The organism is Paenibacillus taihuensis (assembly GCF_003386535.1).
GTDB classification, from domain to species: domain Bacteria; phylum Bacillota; class Bacilli; order Paenibacillales; family Paenibacillaceae; genus Paenibacillus_Z; species Paenibacillus_Z taihuensis.
The window spans coordinates 212,460-233,296 of record NZ_QTTN01000003.1 but is presented as its reverse complement, the minus strand read 5'-3'; the positions used below and the strand labels follow the sequence as shown (position 1 = coordinate 233,296).

Genomic DNA, 20,837 nt, shown 5'->3' with positions numbered 1-20,837 from the left:
TTTTTTATTATTTCAATCTTCGTCGTCATCTTCTTCGAGAAGACGCTTCGCTTCCAAATACGCTTCCGTCTGACGGTCACGCTCGCGGCCCTTCTCCTTCAGCCGTTCAATGCCCGGCATAATGAGAAGATCCACTTCCTTCTGCACCGTATATGCTAAGTCGTAACGGTTCTGCGACTCCAAGAAAGAGCCAACCTCCATCAGCGCATTGTAGCGATCAAGCTCCTCGCGCGTCAGCAAACCTCTAACCTGCACGCTGCAGTGGCGCATTATAGGAATTTACCTTTTTTCACAACGAGTGGAATACCGCCGATGATGTACAGGTAACGGATGTCGATCGCTTTTTTCAGCAATGCCGCTACGCCGCCTTTATATTTCTTGCCGAATGCAAGACCGATTGCTTCGCCTTTACCAAGGGATGCAACTGTACCTTTGTTCTTGAATTCGAACTTCTTAAGCGGTTGGTTACGGATCGAAGCAACCAGGTTATGCGCACAGACGACGCCTTGCTGCATCGCGATTTGTGCAGTTGGCGGGTACGGACGACCCTCTGGGTTGAACATCAGGGAGTTGTCGCCAACAACGTAAATGTTCTCGTGGCCTGGAGCGCGAAGCGACTCGTCGACTTTAACACGGCCGCGCATAACTTCGATACCCGCTTCTTCGATCAGGCGGTTACCGCGTACGCCAGCTGCCCAGATTACTGTAGCTGCTTTGATTTCTTCGTTGTCGCCAACGATAACGCCGTCAGGAGTACATTCTTTGATCGGGCAGCCGATTTTGAACGTTACGCCTTTCTTCGTCAGAACTTGCATCGCATACTCAACGAGCTCCGGATCAAAGCCAGGGAGCGCAGTTGGAGCAGCTTCAATATTATATAGCTTAACAAGCGAAGGATCGACATCGTTCTGCTTGCAAAGCTCTGGAAGACGATCAGCGAGTTCACCGACAAATTCGATACCTGTGAAGCCGGCGCCGCCGACAACGAAAGTAAGGTAATCTGTACGGTGTGGCTCACGTTTGAAGCGCGCGAATTGGTATTCGATATGTTCGCGAATCAAACGAACGGAGTTAATGGAACGAATGTTCATCGCATATTCAAGCATACCTGGGATACCGAAAGTTTCAGGCTCGCCGCCAAGGCCGATTACGAGGTAATCATACGAAAGCGTACCGTCTTCAAGAATGACTTTCTTGTCTTGGGTACGAATTTGTACGACTGTCGATTTAACGAAATCGATTTTGAATTCGTCAATCAGCTTGGAGATGCTAACGCGTGCGTTTTCTGTTTTATCTGTGCCCGCAGCCGGCATGTGAAGATGTGTCGTGAAATAGTGGTAATCATGCTTATTCACGAGTGTTACATCAGCTTCGTTGTAGTTCAGTTCTTTCTGAAGACGAAGTGCTGTCAATACACCGCCGTAACCGGCCCCTAAAATAACTATTTTCGGTATGTTGCTCATCGCAGAATCCCATCCATTCGTGATTTCTTTTTCTTTTCATAACTTTGTGAAAAATTACACAAACACAGACGATGAATAATGTTAGTGTGTAACCCGAATCAAGCTTTTATGAAAAGTCTGTGTCTATTTCGACAAACCGCTACTAATACCTCACAGTTTACAAACTTTTTCATTAAAGTTCAAGGGTAAAATATACGAAAATATTTAGAATAACATCCAATTTTCTTGTTTCCCCTGGGCTTGTCGAAACGATATAATGTACAAGAAGATTTAACCAATTGTGTGGTCGATCCTCTATCCCCTGTACATTATTCCTGAACTCTTCTGGAGGTGTTACTCTTGTCTAGTTCTGCTACTCCAACACAAGCCGTCGATATCGTCATCATTGGCGGAGGCCCTGCCGGCATGTTCGCCGCTTTCTACGGCGGCATGCGCCAAGCGTCCGTTAAAATTATCGAAAGCATGCCTCAGCTGGGCGGTCAGCTAGCCGCTCTTTATCCCGAGAAGTACATTTATGATGTCGCCGGTTTCCCAAAGGTTACTGCTAGCGAGCTCGTTGAGCAGTTGAAGAAGCAAATGGATATGTTCAAGCCAGAGATTCATCTGGAAGAAAAGGTCGTTACCGTGAACAAACGGGACGAACGAGATTTTGAGATCATTACCGACAAAACCGTACACTATGCCAAAGCCGTTATCATTACAGCAGGCGTAGGCGCCTTCGAGCCTCGCCGTCTGGAGCTTGCCGAAGCAGCCAAGTTTGAGAAGCGTAATTTGTATTACTTCATTAATGATCTGAATCAATTCCAAGGCAAGCATGTGCTTGTAAGCGGCGGCGGCGATTCAGCAGTAGATTGGTCGCTGATGCTCGAGCCGATCGCAGCGAGCGTCACGCTTGTGCACCGGCGGGATAAATTCCGTGCCCACGAGCACAGTGTCGAGAACTTGATGAACTCCAAAGTAAACATTCTGACTCCGTATGAGCTGCTCTCATTGAATGGCTCAGATACGATTACTTCCGTCACCTTGCAGCATGGGAAAACGGCCGAGAAGATTGAGCTGCCCGTTGATGCCGTTATCGTCAATTTCGGGTTCGTATCCTCCCTCGGGCCTATCGCGGAATGGGGTCTTGAGATCGACAACGGTTCGATTATCGTCGACTCCCGAATGGAAACGAGCGTGCCGGGCATATTTGCCGCAGGCGATATTACGACTTATCCAGGCAAGCTGAAGCTTATAGCCGTCGGTTTCGGCGAAGCGCCGACTGCGATTAACAATGCCAAGGTGTATGTAGATCCAACAGCGAAGCTCTCGCCTGGTCACAGCAGCAGCATGAAGCTCTAATCCATTTATTTCGGATGAATTTCAAAATAAAAAGGGTATCCTAAACTTTAGCCGATCTAAGGAAGCAATCACAGGTGGCAAAGGAGGGTACCCTTTTTTATATGTTATGTCCCATTTGCAATGGCTTGGAGCAGCTCTGCGCGCTTTGTCCAAAATGCTCCTTACAAACTGAAGATTGTGGACGGCTTGATGATTTCACCGGTCCATATGCACCTTATCAGCCTGACACAATTACCAATAGCGAGACGGTTCCTTCTTGGTCGTCGAATGTAGGGAATAGCTGCAGTCATGTAGTCTATTGTCCGAGTTGTGTGGCTACCTATGAGGTACATATTTCGAAATGGCCATAAGTTACGAGGAGTAGGATTATGCTGTGTGGAGGAACCCTTCTGTGTTAATGTCCCTGCGCTTGATCTCGGCATTCAGCAGCTGGATAAATTCTTGATCTAGATTGTACTTGTTTGCCGTTTGGAACGCATCAAGCAACAGCTCGTCGGACAACTGGTCCATATTACTCATCTCCTTTCCCTCTTAATTCCAAATTCATCTTAGCATGTCCAAATAGGATGGAACAAGCGTTCCGATTATCCACATCCCAGTGTGGACAGCATGTGTGCAAGTTGTGAGTAATCGTCGAATATTGAGGAAATACAATGAGGATATTGTGGATGCAGTTATACACAGGCCGACAAGTTCTACAAATGATAAAAAACTTTAATGGTACTCTATAAATCTATTAACTTAAGCTATCAAATATTGGAAGAGATTATTGCGGCCTTGTGTTCACTTCGAAGATCCAAATCTTCCCGTTCCGATCGATTCCGAAGTCAAAGCCTAGCTGCCCGATACCCGGAAAACGGCTCTCCAGCACAGATGTCGACATTTGCGTCAGCTGGCGCATCAGACGTTTCTTCGGCACAACGGCGCTGCTCGAGAACGATCTGCGAATGCCTTCCGACCCGCTCAGCAGCGTCCCCCCGCGGCAAATATTCGTCACGAACAAGCCAGGTTTCGCCAGTCTGCCGACAATTGCCGTAATCGCCCAACGACCGTCCGCTTGTTTGACATATTTCACGCGATAGTCGATTGGTCTGCCGCCGATCGTAGCAAGACGAATTCCTTTCTGAATCAGGTAGCGGCGTGCCCCTTTCTTCCTGCTAAGCGACTGGTACATGGCATCGAAGCTGCCGAATCGGTTCGTCTTGGAGTAGTACGTGTACGCATAAGTACCATTGTCTCTCGATACCTTGATGACGCCGTGACCGCCTGCACCGCGAACCGGCTTGACGACGACCATGCCGTGCGCACTCAGCATGCTGCCCAAATTCGCTTTCGTAAACATCCGCGTCGGCGGAATATGCGGTGCGATACCCGAATGGGAAAGCAGCGCCTCCGTCTTCGCCCACTTACTGGCCAACTGCCTTCCTTGTTCATCACCCATGTGCCAAGCCTCGCTTTCTTACCGTTATATGAGACAGCATATGCCTCAAAGACAGGAGTCTCTTGGATGATTGGAAGGGGCAAGTCGCCTGATTTAATAGGCTGATAGAACGATAGAACGATATTGCCCGGGCAATATGCAGCTGGGAGCACGAAAGCAGCACGAAAGCAGCACGAAAGCAGCACGAAAGCAGCACAACAGCAGAACAAAAAAGCCCTGCTGACCGACTGACCGATACGTCTCTCGTATCTGTGCAGCAAGGCTCTATCAATTCATTACTGTAGTCTTCAGTTAAGCTTATGCCCCAGAACCAGACTTGTTCTTGATTAGCAGCAGTATGGCCTGAACGGTAAAAGCAAGCGCGAGCATGTCCGATTGAAGCAGCAGGTTCGATGCAACGATGATGCAGGCAAGCAGCTTCATGAGAGGGTAATGCTTCGGTGAAATACGTGCATACTGGTCATAGTTTGCCGGGGCAAAAATAATCATCATGAGCGAGGATGCCCCCGTCAAGCCGAACATGACCGACTCAGGCAGATTGATATGCGGAAGAGTCGCCAGTACGATCGTCGATACAACGATGCAGTACGCATTCGAAGGCAGATGGTAGCCGCCTGAAATAAACCGGAGGAGGGCAAATATCACGAGCAGCTCTGCCGTACGGAGCATCTCTCCAGACAACAGGCCAACAATTAGTACAAGCAAGCTAATGGAAACTGTATTCAATACAATCTCGAGTGCATATACGATCACGGGAACAGACGGCGCCTTCGCCCCGCTCTCCTTGATTCTGGCATGCAATGCTGTGGCTGCTCTCTGAAGCATCTCCTCGACCCTTTCTATTTTTCTCTCGAAATCTAGCTTTTATTTCATAGTATACCAAAGTTGTTTGGGCTGCAGCATCCTGATTATAATAAAACGTGAATGCCAGTATAAGGAGGATTCCACCGAATGAAATACCGTAAATTGGGCAAAAACGGCCCTGAAATCTCCGTCATTGGCTTCGGATCTTGGGCCATCGGAGGCGCAGGCTGGGCAAGCGCTTGGGGCAGTCAGGACGACGACATGTCGTCGGAGAGCGTTCGCGCAGCACTCGATGCAGGCATCACGTTCTATGACACGGCTGCCGTCTATGGGCTGGGTCATTCAGAAGAAGTGCTCGGCCAAGCGCTGCGAGGCGACCGGGACCGTGTCGTCATCGCCACGAAGTGCGGCCTGGTCTGGGATGAGAATGGCGCCATCACACGCACCGGACCATACGAATCCGTCCTCCGCGAAGCAGAAGCGTCGCTGAGGCGTCTCGGCACTGACTATATCGACCTGTATCAGATGCATTGGCCGGATACGGAAGTGCCTGCTGAAGAGACGATGCGCGCGATGGATAAGCTCGTCCAAGACGGCAAAGTGCGTTATGTCGGCGTGAGCAATTACAACGTCGAGCAGCTCCAGCAATCGCTCACTGTAAGACATGTCGACTCGCTGCAGCCGCCATATTCGATTCTGCGCCCTGCCGCGGAGAAAGAGCTGCTTCCGTTCTGCCAAGCGAACGGCATTGGCGTCGTTGCCTATAGCCCTCTCACATCCGGATTACTGTCCGGCAACTATACATACGAGACAACTTTCGGACCGGATGACTGGCGCTCTCGCAACAAAGCACACACGGGCGAAGGCTTGCGCAGTAATGTCGACAAGGCGGAGAAGCTGAAGCTGGTCGCTGCACGTTACGACATTACGCTGCCGCAGCTTGCCATTGCGTACGATCTCGCGCATCCTGCGCTTACGAGCGCGATCGTCGGCGTGAGGAAGCCGAGCCATATTCTCGGCGTGCTTCCGGCCATCGATGTTACGCTCGACGAAGCAACGCTCGGAGAAATCCGCGCCATCGCTGCTGCGGAATAAGATAAAAGGCTGCGAAGAGTTCGAACGATGAAGCTATCGTTCACTCTTCTGCAGCCCTTTTATTGTTGGCTCCGTTTAATTCGACTTTCATTATGTCCAGCCCTTGATATGGTAATGGACGTGAAACACGTCCTGCCCGCCTTTTTCCTCGCAGTTTACATTCATGCTCATTCCCTCAAGCTTCAATTGACGGTACATCATCTGTGCAATCTTATGGATGTGAGACATAACTGGCAGGTCCGCTTCTTCTAGCTTCATTAAGGTTGGAATGTGCTTCTTCGGGACAGCGAGCAAATGAACAGGGGCACTCGGGTCTTTACAGTGAAATACGATAACGTGTTCATCCTCAAATTCGACTTTTGCAGGAAGTTGTCTGTCGATAATTTTGCAGAAAACGCAGTTCGCTTTCATTTCACTACCGCCTCCATTTCATTTCGTTTATATATATGCAGGAAAAACGAACTTTCATTTCGAAAACTATGGGAAGAGTTATCAAAATCGAAATGGAGGTTTGCCCAAACATGGAGCTTACGCTCAAACAACGAATTGATTCCGTATTCCAAGCAGCGCAGTCGGGTGATGCTGAGCAGCTTACCGAGATTTTGGATGCTTATCCGGATCTTGCGAACGCAGAGAATGAGGACGGGCTCACGCCGCTCGGTTATGCTGCGCATTTTGGAAACACAAGCGCCGTACAGGTGCTGCTGAATCATGGCGCAAATCCGAACGCCGTATCGCATTCCAAGCTCTCTTACATCCCTTCGAACACAGCATTGCATGCAGCGATCGCGGGTGAGCGCAACCTCGATGTCATCAGACTGCTTCTGTCTCATCAAGCGCAGACAACGATATTTGATAGCAACAGCCATACTTGCTTGCACACCGCCGCATTCCATGACGATAACCTTGAACTCATCAGCCTGCTGATTGAGCATGGAGCCGAGGTGAACGCCAAGATCGAAGGCGGCGTAACGGCATTGGCTCTCGCAGTCGAGCAAGGGAACGATAAGGTAGCCGAGCTTCTCCGCAGCAACGGCGCGACGATTGAATAGAAAAAAGCCCTGAACCGAGTAACGGTCAGGGCTTTCATTCTGTATATTAGCACTCGCCAGCAGCGCTCGGCTTGCCTGCATCCGTAGCTGTACGGAAGCTTGAGCCGCAGCCGCAAGTGGCGCTAGCGTTCGGGTTCTCGATGGTGAAACCGCCGCCCATCGCGGACTCTTTGTAGTCGATAATAAGTCCGTTCAGGTACTTGATGCTGTCGTTATCCACGACAACTTTAAGGCCATTGAATTCCATCTCTTTGTCCGTATCTGCAACTTCATCGTCAAAGCCCATGCCGTACGAGAAGCCGCTGCAACCGCCCTCTTTCACGCCGACGCGCAAGAACAAATCCGGTGCTTCCTCTGCTTCGAGCATTTCTTTTATTTTATCATTGGCTGTATCGCTGATTGTAATCATTGCAATCCCTCCCTGGGCATATTAACACGCTGCATGAGCGCGACTCACTTTACATTCGTAAGTTAATTATACTCCACTTCGCAAGAGGACTCAATACACGGACAACCCGGGTATTGTGGCATTCCCTTTATTGCGGCAGCACGTACAGCAAAATGGCGAAGAAATGGAGAACCGAACCTCCGAGCACGAACATATGCCATACAGCGTGGTGGTACTTAAAGCTGCGCCATACATAGAAGATGGTCCCTACGGTATACAGCACGCCGCCACCGATCAGCAAATGAAGACCGGCAGGAGCAAAATGATCACGAAGCGGTCCCCATGCAAATACGATAATCCAGCCCATAAGTACGTACAATAAGGTAGACGTAAACAGAAACTTGGACGCGTAGAACATTTTGAATACGACGCCGCACAAGGCGAGTCCCCATACGATGCCGAATAACGTCCACCCTGCCGCTCCTTGTACCATATGAAGCACGATTGGCGTATACGTCCCCGCAATAAACAGGTAAATGCAGGAATGATCCATGATTTCAAAAAACTTCTTCGCTTTCCCCTCCGGGAAGCTGTGTACAAGCGTTGAAGAGACGTAAAGCAGCAGCATCATCGAGCCGTAAATCGTGAAACTGACGACATGTTCAGCATTCCCTTTAAGCGCTGCAAAAACAATAAGAAGCACGAGCGCTGCGATACTTAATGCCGCGCCAAGCCCGTGCGTAATGGCGTTCGCTACTTCTTCCCGGCGTGAATATGTATGGGTGTTTGCCATCTCATGAACCTCTTTTCATTCGACATTTTGAATTAGCGTACCACGTATTTTCTCGTTATGCCAACCGACTTAAGTCCGGTCTCTTTCCAATGACATGGTACGTTGGCATGACTTAATAGTTGCCGCTCTTCATAATGAGGTTTATAATAAGTGTGTCATTGTCAATTGGATTCTTAGGGTCGGCGCAAGTAATTTTTTTCACAATGTTGTTTTATTTCAATTTATTCACTTTAAAATCATACACCGGACGTGAAACTAGACGTCTTCGCCAACCATGCATATGCGGGCGGATTCGTTTTGTACGAAGACCATTGCTCCAGGATGAACAGCTCATTCGTTTAATGATGCCGCTCATCCCTTCAGCATGGCCTAAGTGCGTGCCCGGCGGACTAGGAGGAAGCCGTTATGAATATTGCAATACCGACAGAAGCAAAACAAATGCAGTCCATCGTCGAGAAAGTTCGCGCAGGTGAGCGCTTGAACCGCGAAGACGGTGTGTTTCTGTATCAGACTGACGATCTGCTTACGATCGGACAGCTTGCTAATGAAGTAAACCTACAGAAAAACGGACGTAAAGTGTATTTTATCGAGAATATGAGCCTTTACTTCACCAACGTCTGTGAGGCGCATTGCGCATTCTGTAACTTCCGCAAGGATCAAGGCCAGGAAGGCTCGTATACGCTGAGCGGCGAAGAAATGATCGCCTATGTAGAGCAGCATATTCACCCAGACGTGCGCGAGTTCCACATTGTTGGCGGACATAACCCGCATGTGCCATTCCAGTACTACGTGGATTCGCTCAAAGCGTTGCATGAACGTTTCCCGCAGGTGGCTCTCAAAGCTTACACAGCTGCTGAGATCGACTTCTTCTCCCGCATCAGCGGCCTAAGCTACGGCGAAGTGATTCAAGAGCTGATGAAGGTTGGCTTGGTATCGCTCACTGGCGGCGGCGCTGAAATTTTGTCGGACGAGTACCGCAAGAAGATGAAGGTGGATAAAGCCGACGTCTCGCAATACTTGGAAGTGCACCGCACAGCGCATAACCTCGGCCTGCGCACGCATACGACAATGCTGTACGGCTCGGTCGAGAAGAAAGAAGACCGCATCGATCACATGCTCCAAATCCGTGAGCTGCAGGATGAGACGAACGGCTTCCAAGTGTTCATCCCGCTGTCCATGCAGCCGATCAGCCCGAAAGCAAGCATTCGCCGCCGCAACTCAGCGTTCGATGACTTGAAGGCAATCGCGATCAGCCGTCTGATGCTTGATAATATCAAGCACATTAAGGCTTACTTCATCAACATCGGCACGCAGCTAACCCAAGTATCGCTTACAATGGGCGCTTCCGACGTTCACGGTACGATGGTGAAAGAGCGGATCAGCCATGCAGCTGGCGCGCTTACGCCAGAAGGCATCACGCGTGAGGATCTGATCTGGCTCATTAAAGGTGCTGGCCGTATTCCGGTAGAGCGCGATACATTTTACAACGAAGTTAAAGTTTACGAATAAGAAGCAGGTATTGCCATGGCCTCGGCCCGGACAAGCACTGATGGTCGAGGTCACTCCGGCATATACTACTTTTAATTTAGAAGCAGCGTAGAACTTACTGCACACAGAGAAAGTTGGGATTTTCGATGAAACGTTTTGTCATTTTGGGCGGCGGTTACGGAGGATTGACTGTTGCTCACAAACTGCTTGAGGGCGAACTGCCTGACGATACAGTCGTTGTACTGATTGACCGTATGCCTTATCAAGGTTTAAAGACCGAGTACTATGCACTCGTTGCGGGAACAAGCGCCGATGTTGAGCTGCGCGTTGCGTTCCCATCCGATCCGCGTCTCATCATCATGTACGGCGAAGTAACCGATGTGGACTTGGATGCGAAGCAAGTACAGATGGCTGGCCAAGATCCGCTTGATTACGAGTGGCTCGTTGTAGCACTTGGCTGCACGGATAAGTACCATGGCATCGACGGCGCAGAATTGTACTCGCACAGCATTCAAACCTTCTCCTCCTCGCGCAGAACGTATCTGGCGCTTAACGATGTGAAGCCATACGGTCAAGTAAACATCGTTGGCGGCGGTCTTAGCGGCGTTGAGGTTGCTTCCGAGCTGCGTGAGAGCCGTCCGGATTTGAACATTCGGATTATTGACCGCGGTCCAAGCATCCTGTCCGCGTTCCCTGGCAAGCTGCAGGAATTTGTATCTTCGTGGTTTATCGAGCATGAAGTGGAAATGCGCGGGCATGTTTCGCTGCATAAGCTCGAGGAAGGCGCACTGTACGATCTGAACAACTCAGTGCCGATTCTGTCGGATGTTACGGTATGGACAGCCGGCATTCAGCCAGTACCGCTCGTACAGCGCATGAATCTGCCGAAGGATAACCAAGGCCGTCTGATCATCAACGAGTATCACCAACTGCCTGATTACAACGAAGTATTCATCGTCGGTGACTGTGCTTCCCTTCCATTCTCGCCAAGCGCACAAGCTGCGGAAGGCCAAGGCGAGCAGGTTGCTGAAGTGATGCGCGCAATCTGGGCAGACAAGACGCCTAAGCTCGGCAAAATCAAGCTCAAAGGCGTGCTCGGCTCGCTCGGCAAGAAGTCCGGCTTCGGCCTCATGGGCAAAACGCCGATGATGGGCCGCATCCCGCGTGTTATGAAGAGCGGCGTGCTCTGGATGTCGAAGCGTCATTTTGGCTAAACTAAGAAGTATGTGTTCGTGAAGACCCGGCTCTTCAGCCGCTGCGGCGGCATGCTTTACATATCGTCAATGAGCCGATCGAGCGCTTCACGTTCCGCCTTTTGTTTCTCAATGGCCTTCATAATTGCTTCTTCCAGTTCATCTACAGTATCAGCAGCAATGATCATGCCGTCGACCATTCCGAATGGCACCATATAGCATTCACCGCAGTTGCCTAAGCAGCCATACTCGATGACGTCGAAATCTGGATTCGCCTCCAGCTTCTTCATTAGTCGATCTGTACCGTGATGCATATTGCTTGCACAAAATTCTATCATTGGTTTTAACATCTTTATATTTCACCTAGCCCTACTTGGTTGATATCCATTTTCATTTGATTCACTTTGTACTATAATAGGGGAGAAAGGAGTGGATTGCAATGAGTGAAAATGCACAAAGCACAATGTACGACGAGGTGCTCGACGTACTTGATAAGCTTCGCCCGTTCTTGCAACGCGATGGCGGCGACGTTGAACTCGTAGATGTAGAGGACGGCATCGTTAAGCTTCGTTTGATGGGTGCTTGCGGAAGCTGCCCAAGCTCGACGATTACGCTTAAAGCAGGTATCGAACGTGCACTGCTTGAGGAAGTCGAAGGCGTACAAGAGGTTATGCAAGTATTCTAATCATCCTGATTTACAATAAAGAGTCTTGCCTTCCAAGCTGCAATGCAGCGGGAGGCAAGACTCTTTTGTTGTTTGACTGGATTTGAACTAGAGTTTAGATAGAGTTTAGATAGAGTTTATCTGGACTTGATGGACGTCTTGATCGGATCGAATCCACCCGTCACGTCAACGATATTGCCTGTGAGATAATCCGACTGCGGCAAGCATAAGAACGCGATGACGCGTGCGATGTCCTCGCCGCTGCCTGGCCGTCCGCGAGGCGATTCATCATCCAGCTCGCCGGCGACCTCGGCGATCGTCCGTTCCTTATTCACGCCGCGGATGTCGCCTGGGCATACCATATGTACCGTAATGCCATTGCCCGCCTCTTCGACCGCCAGCGTCTTCGTGAACGAGACAAGCCCGGTCTTGGCGCTCGCATAGACGGCCCTCTGCGGCCAGGCACGCCCTTCTCCGGCGTGGCCGAAGCCGAAGTGAATAATTCTTCCCCACTGCTGCTTCCGCATGCCAGGGAGCAGATGGTGGTCTAACAGCATGACGCCAAGTAAATTGCCGTTCACGAGTCCAATAATCTCGTCCGCCGTATAATCGGCGAACAGCCGCCTCTCGCGGATGAACGGCCCCGCATTGTTGATAAGAATCTCAATGCTGCCGTTTTGCGACCATGCAAGCGCCTGCTCCGCAAGCCGCGTCACGTCGCTCTGCACGGCAATATCGGCGCCTATGGCGGTTGCCCGGACGCCGTATTGCAGTTCAATCTCCGAGGCGAGCTGAAGAGCCTCCTGCTCGCTCGACTTATAATTCAGCACAATGTCGCACCCCATCTGAGCGAGCGTTTGCGCTGTCATTTTGCCAAGCCCTTTCGCACTGCCTGTCACTAGTGCAGTCTTGCCTTTCAGCTCCATAGGCTTTCCCCCTAAGAACAATCACTTTCTCATCTGGCGATAAGCATGATGAAAGGTCAGCTTAAGTGTGTCCAGCACGAGGTCCATCATTTGCTTCATATCCTCGACCTGCAGCGCGATATTCTCGAGCTGATGCTGCTCGGAGTATGCCTGATGACTTTGCTGCAGATCGTCCTGCATTTCGGAATTCATGTAATGAATCTCCGTGTTGCGCCGTTTGCGAAGTCGATTCATCGACGGCTTGTTCTGCTCCTTCATCTCCTGCAGCGGCAAGTTCAGCTCCGGATACAGATTGCGATGCAGCATGTTGCGAAGCACAGTGAAGTATGAGAAATGAGGCTTCACGCGCTCGGTCTTCAGTCCCAAATACTCATTCATCAGTGTACCAAGCTTATCGAGCAAGGAGAACAGACGAATGAACGTATTTTTGTCGAAATAGACGTAGCGTTTATAGTTCAGCCGTTCCTCAGGCGACATCGCTTCAATCGTCGCCGACTTGATCAAGGCCGCGTAATGGCTGGCCGCATAATGGCTTTCCTCGAGCTCATCGAGCGACGCGATCAATCCGAGCGTGTAAATCTCGTACTTGCGCAGCTTATGATCCTGATCACGCCCCTGCTCGATCTGCTTATTCAGCAGCTCCGCATACCGTTCCATCGCCTGCATCGCTTCAAGCAGCTTACCCTCTGTCTTACGCGGCGGTTCGCCAAACAGTACTCTGAGCATGTCCGATTCCTCCTGATGTCATGTCTGCATGATGTCCTCGTGATGGCTAGAGATGTTTACGCTTGAAAATAGGTCTTCCACTTGCTGTCGACGAGCTCCACGATGTCCTCGCGCGGGATCAGCTCATCCGGGTAGCCCGGCTTCATCCGCGCATCGATGACGAGCGGTAGCTCATAGCCGACGTGATGGCGCTTAAGCGCTGTCTCTGCATAGATATCGTCTGCAGGGTTAAAGCGGGTAAAGACCGTCCACAGGAACGGCGTCTGCGCGTTTGCAATCTCGGCATCATCAGCCAAAATAACGAGCGGCCAACGTGTGCCCTTCTCGCGCAATCGCTTTAAGAGGCGTACCGGCAGTTCCGGCTCATCCGCATAAGCTGCACCGGATACGACAAGACAGCCGCGGCAGTAAGGCTTGATGCCGGTAATCTCGTCGATCAGTCCCTCTTCGTACACGGCCGGAAGCTCGCGCACAGGCTCGCCAACGCCAAGCATGACGGCTTTACTGCCGTGGTTCAGCTTGCCGCCCGTATAATCCAGTGTATCATGAGATGTCTTATCGAATACAAACAAATCCGTATCGGGTCTGAATCGTTCCAGCACCGTCTCCATCAGCTGCGGGAAGTTCGCCAGATCAACCGGTTGATCGGTAATCATCAAATATTTGGTCAACGTGAGCTGACCTTCGCCGAGAATACGGAACGCCGTTCCGAGCGCTTCACGCGAATAGCTCTCGCGGACAACAGCAGCCGCCAGTGCGTGGAAGCCTGTCTCCGCGTACGTCCACAGATCCTTCACGCCAGGCATCGCCATTGGGAATGCCGGCGAGAGCAGACGCTGCAGGAAGTCGCCGAGGTAGTAATCCTCTTGTCGAGGCTTGCCCACGATCGTCGCCGGGTAGATCGCATCCTTGCGATGCCACATATGGCTCACGTTGAACACGGGGAAGTCATGCGTCCACGAATAGTAGCCGTAGTGGTCGCCGAACGGTCCTTCCGGACGTCGTACATGTGGCGCTACGCTGCCGCTCAAGACGAACTCGGCTTGCGCCGGAATCCGGTGGCTGCCGCGCGGATCTTGCACGACCTGCAGCTTGCCGCCTGTGATAAGCGAAGCGAGCAGCAGCTCCGGCAGATGCTCCGGTACGGGCGCAATCGCCGAAGCGATCAGTGCCGGCGGTCCGCCCAAGAAGACGGACACGGGCAGTGCTTCATTACGCTTCTCCGCTTCGTGATAGTGGAAGCCGCCGCCTTTATGAATCTGCCAGTGCATGCCTGTTGTCGAATGATCGAAAATCTGCATCCGATACATGCCGAGGTTATGCTGCTTGCGGTGCTCCGGATGCTCCGTATATACAAGCGGGAGCGTAATGAAAGGTCCGCCGTCCAGCTGCCAGCTCGTTACGGCCGGAAGCCCTTCCAGCGGGCGCTCTGCTCTGCAAACGCCAAGTACCGGTGCCGAGGACGCCGGTACTTCTTTGAGACCTACTTTTAACGCATCCCAGATGAGCGAACGCTCCCCCCAGAGCGCCTTCGGTGTCGGCGGGAGCAGCTTGTCCATCGCGCCGACCACTTGCTTCATGAACGCCTCCGGACGCGGTCCGAATGCGAGGTCAACCCTTCTGATCGTTCCGAACAGGTTCGTCACGACGGGGAACGGGCTTCCTTTCACGTTCGTGAACAGAAGCGCCGGTCCTTCCTGATCGATAACCCGTCTATGTATCTCGGCTAATTCCAAATAGGGATCAACCGGAGTATCAATAACTGCAAGATCGCCTTCACGCCGAAGCGTCTCGATCAATCCGCGCAAATCTGTGAAGCTCATGCCTTAAACCGCCCTTCGCGCGTTTTTCCAAGCTCGGATCATGAAATCGCATAGGATGCCGAACAAGCCGGATATGATTAAGTTGTGCAAAATGCTCGTAAAAATAAACCAATCGTTATTGCGGAGCGTCCATGTCAGCAGCGCACCGCTCAGCACCTGGCAGCACACAAGAATGAACACGATAAGCGCTGTTTTCCGCATATTCACATGCGCCTCGCCTTTGAGCACACGATTCACATGGATGAAGAACAGCAGGATCAACAGCCACAGGATTGCAGCAGCCACGCGGTGAATGAAGACGATTCGCGTCGCCCCTTCCATCGTCGGAATTAGATCCCCATTACAGAGCGGCCAGCCGATGCATCCGCCGGATGATACGGTGTGACGAACATACGCGCCAATATAAATGACGATGTAGCTGTATACAAGAATGGAGAGAGCGAACACATACACAGATGCCGGAATTCCCTGGGCAGTCTTGTCCATGATGGGCTGGCCATCCCTCAGTCTTCTTGTCCACATCACAAGCAGCAGCGTAAAAGCGAACGCCATAATCGAGAAGCCGAAATGAAGCGCCATAACAGCAGGTGAAGTCGGATACTTAACGGCTAATGCACCGAGCACCGCTTGGAGCACGGTGAAGAAACCAGTTGCTGAAGCGTAAAAGACCGGTTCTTTGTGCGAACGGTACAGCATTAGCGTCGCAATGAAGGCCGCCAATACAAGCAGTCCGACGATGCCGGTAATGAACCGATGGCTGTATTCGATCATCGATTGGAGTGTATAAGCAGGAATAAATTTACCGTTGCAGAGCGGCCAATCCGTGCCGCAGCCATTCCCTGATTCGGTCTTGGTCACGAGCGCGCCAGCCAGCAGAACGAGCAGCATGCCGATGCAAGTTGCAGTCACAAGCACGCGATATCGGCTATAATTCAACATAATCACCTAACTTCCGAGAAGAATCATCTCCAATTATAACGAACTGATATTGCAAATACCATGTTCAACTTGTGAACCTTACATGAAGCGGCGGAAAGCCCGCAAGCGGCTATGTTGCAGCCGTTTGCGGGCTTCCCCATTCGTTATAAGCATTAGCCTGGCAGCGCTTCTCCCACTTGAATGGCGCGATCCAGGAACTGCTCGATCTCTTCTCTCGTCTTGCGGAGCTTGCTCACAAACCGGATCAGCTCGCGGCCTTGCTTGAAGGCGATGAAGCTTGGAATGCCGAGAATGTTCAGCTCACTGCACAGATCGGGCAGATCATCGCGGTCGATCTGGACGAACTGGATGCGGCCCGCGTAATTCGTTTCGATCTCTGGCATGAACGGCTCAATGTAGTGGCAGTCCTTGCACCACGTTGTTTTGAAGATCGCAACCGTAACGCCTTCTCCTGCGACCGCCTCGCGAAACGCTTCATCTGTCGTAATTATATTCATCGCAATATTCCTTCTCCTTTCAAAACCTTGAAACCTATACGAAACGATACGATTGCAAGCTTATACGGGCTCGCGCGTAATGACAATCATATTCCCATCGCCGAAATAGCTCTTCTCCCAGCTTAGGCTGCCCTTCAATGCAGCTATGAAAGGTCTCGCCGGCACATACGTCGTACCGTTCACGACCGTTGGCGGGAAGCTCCATTTCTCCGTCTTCCCGTTCACAACCACACTGCTGCTGCCGACCTTCAGAACGATATCCCCGTTCGTCGCGGGGTCAATGACATGCAGCTTGCCGCTTGCATCCTTCGATATTTTCGCGCCAAGCGACTCCGCTACGGCACGCATCGGAACGAGCGTCACACCTGCCGGCGTCAGAATCGGTGCCGGACGACTATAATTCAGATCCAAGCTTACCGCTTGCTTACTAATATGCAATTGGTTGTGGAGCAGTCCATAGACGACCGAATTCGGCTCGAATTGGCGAAGCACATCGTAGCCCTGCATATTGCCCGCCTGATCCATATCGAACGCTCCAGCTGGCGCTTCCGGCTTGACCGGTACAACGTCACCGTTCACGTTCCAGCGCTCTGTCGTCATCCGGAACCATACGCCTTCAAAAGGGATGTCCGAACGATCAGCTTGAATGACATTTATTGCATCTTCATCGTCAGAACCAGCTGCCTGATCAGCAGCAGTCATTTCGTCGAGTGCAGTCAGATCCGGCTTAATCGATGCTTCGATGACCGATTTGCGGATATCAAGCTTGCTGTCGACGAAGACGTCACCTTTCACGTAGGTGTCTTTGGTGAAGATCCCATCAACAACTTTCTGATCCTCTGGGTCCGTCGTCTTCAGTTCTTCGCTTGCCTGTGTGAGCATGTCTGTTATCTCAGCAATCGCTTGGTCAATCTGATTAGCCGATTCATCTTCCTCCGGCAGCGAACCGAAGATGCTCTCGACTTCTGCAGCCGCTCCCGATGATTGCAGCGCATCCGCTTGGCTCGCTAACGCCTCGTACACGCCGGTAATCATCGACTTCATACCTTCTTGATCCTTCAGCAGCGCGTCGATATAGGACTTCATCCAGTCCAGCAGCTCTGTACCCGTCAGCTCGGCATGGATCTTCATCCCGATTACGGATTCGCCGTTAATTGTATCCTGCCCAGCATCGACAGAGAGATGCGTTGGATTTGGTAGATTATCGATTGTGAACCCGCTGATCGAATCAAGCATCTTCATACCTGTCTCGGTCAAGCTCTCTTGAGACGCGGCAGTTGTACTTGCTGCACCTGCTGCGCCTGCTTCCGGCTGCGGCAGATGAATAACGATTGGCTTCTTCGCCCCGTCCAGATTAAGCGAGACGAGCTTCTGATCCATTGCAAGCTTGAAGCCGATCGTCTTCTCGCCAAGCGACAGCTTTCCTTCCGCCGACAACTCTCCGTTCTTCGACGTCTTCGTATTATCCAGCTGTACGGAGATATTAGAAATTAAGTTGAATAGTTCTTGTTCTTCTTTCGGCAGCTCCGCCAAGGAATCATTGTTCACAAGCAGCTTCATTTCAAGCTTCTGGTTGCTCTCATATGATGTCACCTTAAGCGTCTGCTTGAGCATTGCATTGAAATCAACGCCGCCCAGTGCTTGACAGCCTGCTGTTACGATCAGGACAAGCGCTAAGACGAGGAGCCCGATCCACTTCGCTGAACGAAATCTTTTATCAGTCAAAATAAAAACACCTCTCCATGATAGATTCGACTTGTGGTCTATTCTATCACGAAGAGGATAAATTTGGTAGATTTAGCTAGTTTGCCTTGAAGCCACTCGCATCAGCGGTTTCAGCAGCTTGCGAAGCGGTCCCGGGAATTGCGCTGCATCGGCAGCCGTAATGACGCGAAGCAGAATGAGCAGCGCGACGTACAGTCCGAGCGACACGCCCCCTGTGAGGATACACGATAAGGCAAACGTCACTTTGGCCGGAATGCCTGTAACGTAGTGTCTGCATGCATAATCGACGAGGTAGCCTAGCCCCGAGGAGATCGCAATCGTCAGCGCATAACCGATCCAGCGTGTGCCGAGAATCGAGAGCGTAATTTCCTTGCGGATCATCCGGAAGTTAAGCGAAGCGATCGTCATGAAGCAGATGGTCGATGACAAAATCAAGCCGTACACACCGAACAGCGGCGCTAGCGCAAGACTCGTCACAACCTTCACCACAATCCCGATCAGCGCATGGCGCATTGGCATCGTTGGCTTGTTCATGCTCGTCAGGATGGTATTGCTCGTCATCATCGTAATTTGGAAAATCGTCCCGGCCGTCAGTGCTGCAACCGCAAGGCTACCGCCCGTGTTCGCGAATAACATACCGGTAATTGAAGTAGCTGCGACCGTCATGATGAGCGAAGCCGGTACGCCTGTGAATACGACGATGCGCATGACGAGCGAAGCTTGGCGCTCGACTTCCTTCATGTTTCGAACCGAGTATGCGGCCGAAATAACCGGAATCATCGATTGGCTTAGCGCGATCGCCAAGATAGGCGGAATGCCTGCCAGCGCCTGCGCTTTGACGCCGAGCCAGTCCAGCATTTGGTCTGCATCTGCGGCGTTGTAATACCCATGCGTCAGCTTAATAAAGAATGACGTATCGAAGAAATAAATAAATTGCACCGTCATCGAAGTAATTACGATCGGAACGGAAATTTTGAACAGCTCTCTGTAGATCGCTTTGAACGATAGCACGGAACGTTTCTCGGACGTTGCTGTTCGGTCAGCAGCCGACCGGTCCAGCGCATCCTGCCGGCGCAGCTTTCGTGCGTACGACAGCATGACGGCGAAAGCGCCCAAGCTGCCGAATACGCTGCCGAACGTGGCAGCAGCCGCAATCCAGCGCTGTCCCCAGCCCCATGCCAGCACGATGTAAGCAAGTCCGACCGCGGTAATCACGCGGAGAATTTGCTCGACGATCTGGGAGATGCCCCCTGCCGCCATCAACTGCCGGCCTTGGAAGTAGCCTCTCATCATCGCAATGATCGGGAAGAACAAGAGCGCCGGCGCAATTGCCCGCACAGCCAGATCAGCGCCCGGCTTCTCGGCGACATGCGTCGCATAGAACGGAGCGAATACGAGCAGGAGCACCGTAATGAGCACGCCGGTTACGGAACCGAAGATCAGCGCTGCCTTGTAAATCCGCTTCGCCTCATCCGGACGGCCTTGCGCATAGCGCTCGGACACCATTTTGCTGATCGCACTCGGGATGCCGCCTGTCGCTACAATAAGAAGCATTAAATAAATATTATTAGCGACGGTAAAATAACCGCCGCCGTGACTGTCCGTCATATAATCCAGCGGGATGCGCTGGAAAATCCCGAGAAACCGGGCAACCAGCGCCGCCGCTGCAAGAATGATCGTGCCTTTAATCAAGGAGTCTTTTTTTACCATGATGCCTATCTAATCTCCCTGCCTCGCGATATTACTTCGCTTTGATTTCCTCAAGCGGCTGGTGGTGACCGCGAACCGGCGTTGCTGCGCCCGATGGAGCTGCCCAGCGGATACCGTTCTTAATGACTTGAAGAACCGTTTCGTTGTGGTACGTCGGGAATGTCTCGTGGCCTGGGCGGAAGTAGAACACTTTGCCTTGACCGCGGTGCCATGTGCAGCCGCTGCGGAATACTTCGCCGCCTTCGAACCAGCTGATGAAGATAAGCTCGTCCGGTGCCGGAATGTCGAAGTGCTCGCCGTACATTTCTTCGCGCTCGATGTTGAAGTACTCCGGAATGCCGGCTGCAATCGGGTGAGCCGGATTCACGGTCCAGATACGCTCTCTCTCGTTCGCTTCGCGCCATTTCAGGTCGCAGCCTGTTCCCATGAGCTTCTTGAAGATTTTGGAGAAATGACCGGAGTGAAGAACGATAAGACCCATGCCGTTCATAACGCGCTTATGTACACGCTCAACGATTTCATCTTCTACCTTGTCATGTGCCATGTGGCCCCACCAGATCAGAACGTCTGTATTCGCAAGCACTTCTTCAGTAAGACCATGTTCAGGCTGATCAAGAGTCGCTGTGCCAACTTCGAAGCCGTCTGTTCCGATGCCCGCTTTGATTGCTTCGTGGATACCGTTCGGATAAACCGCGATAACTTCAGCGTTGCTTTTCTCGTGCTGGAACTCGTTCCATACTGTTACTTTAATCATTTTGTACTGCCTCCC

Annotated in this window: 23 protein-coding genes; 6 read left to right on the top strand and 17 right to left on the bottom strand. The window is 51.5% G+C overall.

Translation table 11 applies throughout. The features are described from left to right. Positions 1 to 12: 12 nt before the first annotated feature. Positions 13 to 270, bottom strand: a complete 258-nt coding sequence (locus A8990_RS04500; protein WP_116187820.1) for a hypothetical protein — start codon at positions 268 to 270, stop codon at positions 13 to 15. Next, on the bottom strand, positions 270 to 1,463 hold the full coding sequence (locus tag A8990_RS04495) for an NAD(P)/FAD-dependent oxidoreductase (protein ID WP_116187819.1): 1,194 nt from the start codon (positions 1,461 to 1,463) through the stop codon (positions 270 to 272). Before A8990_RS04495 ends, A8990_RS04500 begins: the two co-directional genes overlap by 1 nt. A gap of 405 nt (positions 1,464 to 1,868) precedes the next feature. Between A8990_RS04495 and A8990_RS04490 the strand changes: the two genes are divergently transcribed. Then, entirely contained in the window at positions 1,869 to 2,804 is a 936-nt protein-coding gene (locus A8990_RS04490; RefSeq protein WP_116187845.1) for an NAD(P)/FAD-dependent oxidoreductase, read from the top strand. Positions 2,805 to 3,170: 366 nt separating this feature from the next. On the opposite strand, the gene sda is transcribed toward A8990_RS04490, so the two are convergent. The 3 genes from sda to A8990_RS04475 form a co-directional block, all read right to left on the bottom strand. Continuing rightward, complete coding sequence (gene sda, locus A8990_RS04485; RefSeq protein ID WP_425463878.1) at positions 3,171 to 3,323, bottom strand: sporulation histidine kinase inhibitor Sda; 153 nt, start codon at positions 3,321 to 3,323, stop codon at positions 3,171 to 3,173. Between the two features lie 247 nt (positions 3,324 to 3,570). Then, on the bottom strand, positions 3,571 to 4,245 hold the full coding sequence (locus A8990_RS04480; RefSeq protein ID WP_116187817.1) for a YheC/YheD family protein: 675 nt from the start codon (positions 4,243 to 4,245) through the stop codon (positions 3,571 to 3,573). Between the two features lie 297 nt (positions 4,246 to 4,542). Continuing rightward, positions 4,543 to 5,070 (bottom strand): accessory gene regulator B family protein, encoded by a 528-nt coding sequence (locus A8990_RS04475; RefSeq protein WP_116187816.1) that lies wholly within the window; start codon positions 5,068 to 5,070, stop codon positions 4,543 to 4,545. A 126-nt stretch (positions 5,071 to 5,196) separates the two neighbouring features. Here A8990_RS04475 and A8990_RS04470 point away from each other — a divergent pair, with 126 nt between their 5' ends. Next, positions 5,197 to 6,144, top strand: coding sequence for an aldo/keto reductase (locus A8990_RS04470; protein ID WP_116187815.1), 948 nt, complete (start codon positions 5,197 to 5,199; stop codon positions 6,142 to 6,144). Positions 6,145 to 6,234: 90 nt separating this feature from the next. Here A8990_RS04470 and A8990_RS04465 read toward each other — a convergent pair whose 3' ends face one another. Then, positions 6,235 to 6,555: an HIT domain-containing protein gene (locus A8990_RS04465; RefSeq protein ID WP_116187814.1), complete on the bottom strand. Its 321-nt coding sequence runs from the start codon at positions 6,553 to 6,555 to the stop codon at positions 6,235 to 6,237. Between the two features lie 110 nt (positions 6,556 to 6,665). Here A8990_RS04465 and A8990_RS04460 point away from each other — a divergent pair, with 110 nt between their 5' ends. Then, entirely contained in the window at positions 6,666 to 7,196 is a 531-nt protein-coding gene (locus A8990_RS04460) for an ankyrin repeat domain-containing protein (RefSeq protein ID WP_116187813.1), read from the top strand. Between the two features lie 46 nt (positions 7,197 to 7,242). On the opposite strand, the gene erpA is transcribed toward A8990_RS04460, so the two are convergent. Both erpA and trhA read right to left on the bottom strand, forming a co-directional pair. Next, the gene (erpA, locus tag A8990_RS04455; protein WP_116187812.1) at positions 7,243 to 7,605 is read right to left on the bottom strand and encodes an iron-sulfur cluster insertion protein ErpA; all 363 of its coding nucleotides are present in this window, start codon (positions 7,603 to 7,605) and stop codon (positions 7,243 to 7,245) included. Between the two features lie 127 nt (positions 7,606 to 7,732). Further along, on the bottom strand, positions 7,733 to 8,377 hold the full coding sequence (gene trhA, locus A8990_RS04450; RefSeq protein WP_116187811.1) for a PAQR family membrane homeostasis protein TrhA: 645 nt from the start codon (positions 8,375 to 8,377) through the stop codon (positions 7,733 to 7,735). Positions 8,378 to 8,782: 405 nt separating this feature from the next. Between trhA and mqnE the strand changes: the two genes are divergently transcribed. Both mqnE and A8990_RS04440 read left to right on the top strand, forming a co-directional pair. After that, positions 8,783 to 9,886 (top strand): aminofutalosine synthase MqnE, encoded by a 1,104-nt coding sequence (gene mqnE, locus A8990_RS04445; protein WP_116187810.1) that lies wholly within the window; start codon positions 8,783 to 8,785, stop codon positions 9,884 to 9,886. Between the two features lie 125 nt (positions 9,887 to 10,011). After that, on the top strand, positions 10,012 to 11,079 hold the full coding sequence (locus A8990_RS04440; protein WP_116187809.1) for an NAD(P)/FAD-dependent oxidoreductase: 1,068 nt from the start codon (positions 10,012 to 10,014) through the stop codon (positions 11,077 to 11,079). Between the two features lie 56 nt (positions 11,080 to 11,135). On the opposite strand, the gene A8990_RS04435 is transcribed toward A8990_RS04440, so the two are convergent. Continuing rightward, positions 11,136 to 11,408, bottom strand: a complete 273-nt coding sequence (locus A8990_RS04435; protein ID WP_116187808.1) for a YuzB family protein — start codon at positions 11,406 to 11,408, stop codon at positions 11,136 to 11,138. Positions 11,409 to 11,497: 89 nt separating this feature from the next. On the opposite strand from A8990_RS04435, the gene A8990_RS04430 reads away from it, so the two are divergent. Next, positions 11,498 to 11,743 carry a NifU family protein gene (locus A8990_RS04430; protein WP_048744982.1) on the top strand — a complete coding sequence of 82 codons (246 nt, stop codon included), beginning with the start codon at positions 11,498 to 11,500 and terminating at the stop codon, positions 11,741 to 11,743. Positions 11,744 to 11,859: 116 nt separating this feature from the next. On the opposite strand, the gene A8990_RS04425 is transcribed toward A8990_RS04430, so the two are convergent. From A8990_RS04425 to A8990_RS04390, 8 genes are all read right to left on the bottom strand, one after another. After that, positions 11,860 to 12,642 (bottom strand): SDR family oxidoreductase, encoded by a 783-nt coding sequence (locus A8990_RS04425; protein ID WP_116187844.1) that lies wholly within the window; start codon positions 12,640 to 12,642, stop codon positions 11,860 to 11,862. Between the two features lie 27 nt (positions 12,643 to 12,669). Then, positions 12,670 to 13,374 (bottom strand): Cthe_2314 family HEPN domain-containing protein, encoded by a 705-nt coding sequence (locus tag A8990_RS04420; protein ID WP_116187807.1) that lies wholly within the window; start codon positions 13,372 to 13,374, stop codon positions 12,670 to 12,672. A 56-nt stretch (positions 13,375 to 13,430) separates the two neighbouring features. Beyond that, a complete protein-coding gene (locus A8990_RS04415) occupies positions 13,431 to 15,197 on the bottom strand; it encodes a UbiD family decarboxylase (RefSeq protein WP_116187806.1) in 1,767 nt (588 codons plus the stop codon). 3 nt (positions 15,198 to 15,200) lie between these two features. Beyond that, entirely contained in the window at positions 15,201 to 16,136 is a 936-nt protein-coding gene (locus tag A8990_RS04410) for a COX15/CtaA family protein (protein ID WP_116187805.1), read from the bottom strand. Positions 16,137 to 16,288: 152 nt separating this feature from the next. Next, positions 16,289 to 16,633: a thioredoxin family protein gene (locus A8990_RS04405; RefSeq protein ID WP_116187804.1), complete on the bottom strand. Its 345-nt coding sequence runs from the start codon at positions 16,631 to 16,633 to the stop codon at positions 16,289 to 16,291. 60 nt (positions 16,634 to 16,693) lie between these two features. Next, positions 16,694 to 18,358: a copper amine oxidase N-terminal domain-containing protein gene (locus A8990_RS04400; RefSeq protein WP_116187803.1), complete on the bottom strand. Its 1,665-nt coding sequence runs from the start codon at positions 18,356 to 18,358 to the stop codon at positions 16,694 to 16,696. 72 nt (positions 18,359 to 18,430) lie between these two features. Continuing rightward, positions 18,431 to 20,068 (bottom strand): putative polysaccharide biosynthesis protein, encoded by a 1,638-nt coding sequence (locus tag A8990_RS04395; RefSeq protein ID WP_116187802.1) that lies wholly within the window; start codon positions 20,066 to 20,068, stop codon positions 18,431 to 18,433. Between the two features lie 31 nt (positions 20,069 to 20,099). Beyond that, entirely contained in the window at positions 20,100 to 20,822 is a 723-nt protein-coding gene (locus A8990_RS04390) for a ThuA domain-containing protein (RefSeq protein ID WP_116187801.1), read from the bottom strand. Between the last annotated feature and the right edge of the window lie 15 nt (positions 20,823 to 20,837).

Coding starts and splice junctions, on each gene's coding strand:
- A8990_RS04435 (WP_116187808.1), bottom strand. CDS start 11,408: ATGTTAAAACCAATGATAGAATTTTGTGCAAGCAATATGCATCACGGT.
- sda (WP_425463878.1), bottom strand. CDS start 3,323: ATGAGTAATATGGACCAGTTGTCCGACGAGCTGTTGCTTGATGCGTTC.
- A8990_RS04495 (WP_116187819.1), bottom strand. CDS start 1,463: ATGAGCAACATACCGAAAATAGTTATTTTAGGGGCCGGTTACGGCGGT.
- A8990_RS04500 (WP_116187820.1), bottom strand. CDS start 270: ATGCGCCACTGCAGCGTGCAGGTTAGAGGTTTGCTGACGCGCGAGGAG.
- A8990_RS04430 (WP_048744982.1), top strand. CDS start 11,498: ATGAGTGAAAATGCACAAAGCACAATGTACGACGAGGTGCTCGACGTA.
- A8990_RS04470 (WP_116187815.1), top strand. CDS start 5,197: ATGAAATACCGTAAATTGGGCAAAAACGGCCCTGAAATCTCCGTCATT.
- mqnE (WP_116187810.1), top strand. CDS start 8,783: ATGAATATTGCAATACCGACAGAAGCAAAACAAATGCAGTCCATCGTC.
- A8990_RS04415 (WP_116187806.1), bottom strand. CDS start 15,197: ATGAGCTTCACAGATTTGCGCGGATTGATCGAGACGCTTCGGCGTGAA.
- A8990_RS04420 (WP_116187807.1), bottom strand. CDS start 13,374: ATGCTCAGAGTACTGTTTGGCGAACCGCCGCGTAAGACAGAGGGTAAG.
- A8990_RS04410 (WP_116187805.1), bottom strand. CDS start 16,136: ATGTTGAATTATAGCCGATATCGCGTGCTTGTGACTGCAACTTGCATC.
- A8990_RS04475 (WP_116187816.1), bottom strand. CDS start 5,070: ATGCTTCAGAGAGCAGCCACAGCATTGCATGCCAGAATCAAGGAGAGC.
- A8990_RS04465 (WP_116187814.1), bottom strand. CDS start 6,555: ATGAAAGCGAACTGCGTTTTCTGCAAAATTATCGACAGACAACTTCCT.
- A8990_RS04460 (WP_116187813.1), top strand. CDS start 6,666: ATGGAGCTTACGCTCAAACAACGAATTGATTCCGTATTCCAAGCAGCG.
- erpA (WP_116187812.1), bottom strand. CDS start 7,605: ATGATTACAATCAGCGATACAGCCAATGATAAAATAAAAGAAATGCTC.
- A8990_RS04440 (WP_116187809.1), top strand. CDS start 10,012: ATGAAACGTTTTGTCATTTTGGGCGGCGGTTACGGAGGATTGACTGTT.
- A8990_RS04405 (WP_116187804.1), bottom strand. CDS start 16,633: ATGAATATAATTACGACAGATGAAGCGTTTCGCGAGGCGGTCGCAGGA.
- A8990_RS04390 (WP_116187801.1), bottom strand. CDS start 20,822: ATGATTAAAGTAACAGTATGGAACGAGTTCCAGCACGAGAAAAGCAAC.
- trhA (WP_116187811.1), bottom strand. CDS start 8,377: ATGGCAAACACCCATACATATTCACGCCGGGAAGAAGTAGCGAACGCC.
- A8990_RS04490 (WP_116187845.1), top strand. CDS start 1,869: ATGTTCGCCGCTTTCTACGGCGGCATGCGCCAAGCGTCCGTTAAAATT.
- A8990_RS04395 (WP_116187802.1), bottom strand. CDS start 20,068: ATGGTAAAAAAAGACTCCTTGATTAAAGGCACGATCATTCTTGCAGCG.
- A8990_RS04480 (WP_116187817.1), bottom strand. CDS start 4,245: ATGGGTGATGAACAAGGAAGGCAGTTGGCCAGTAAGTGGGCGAAGACG.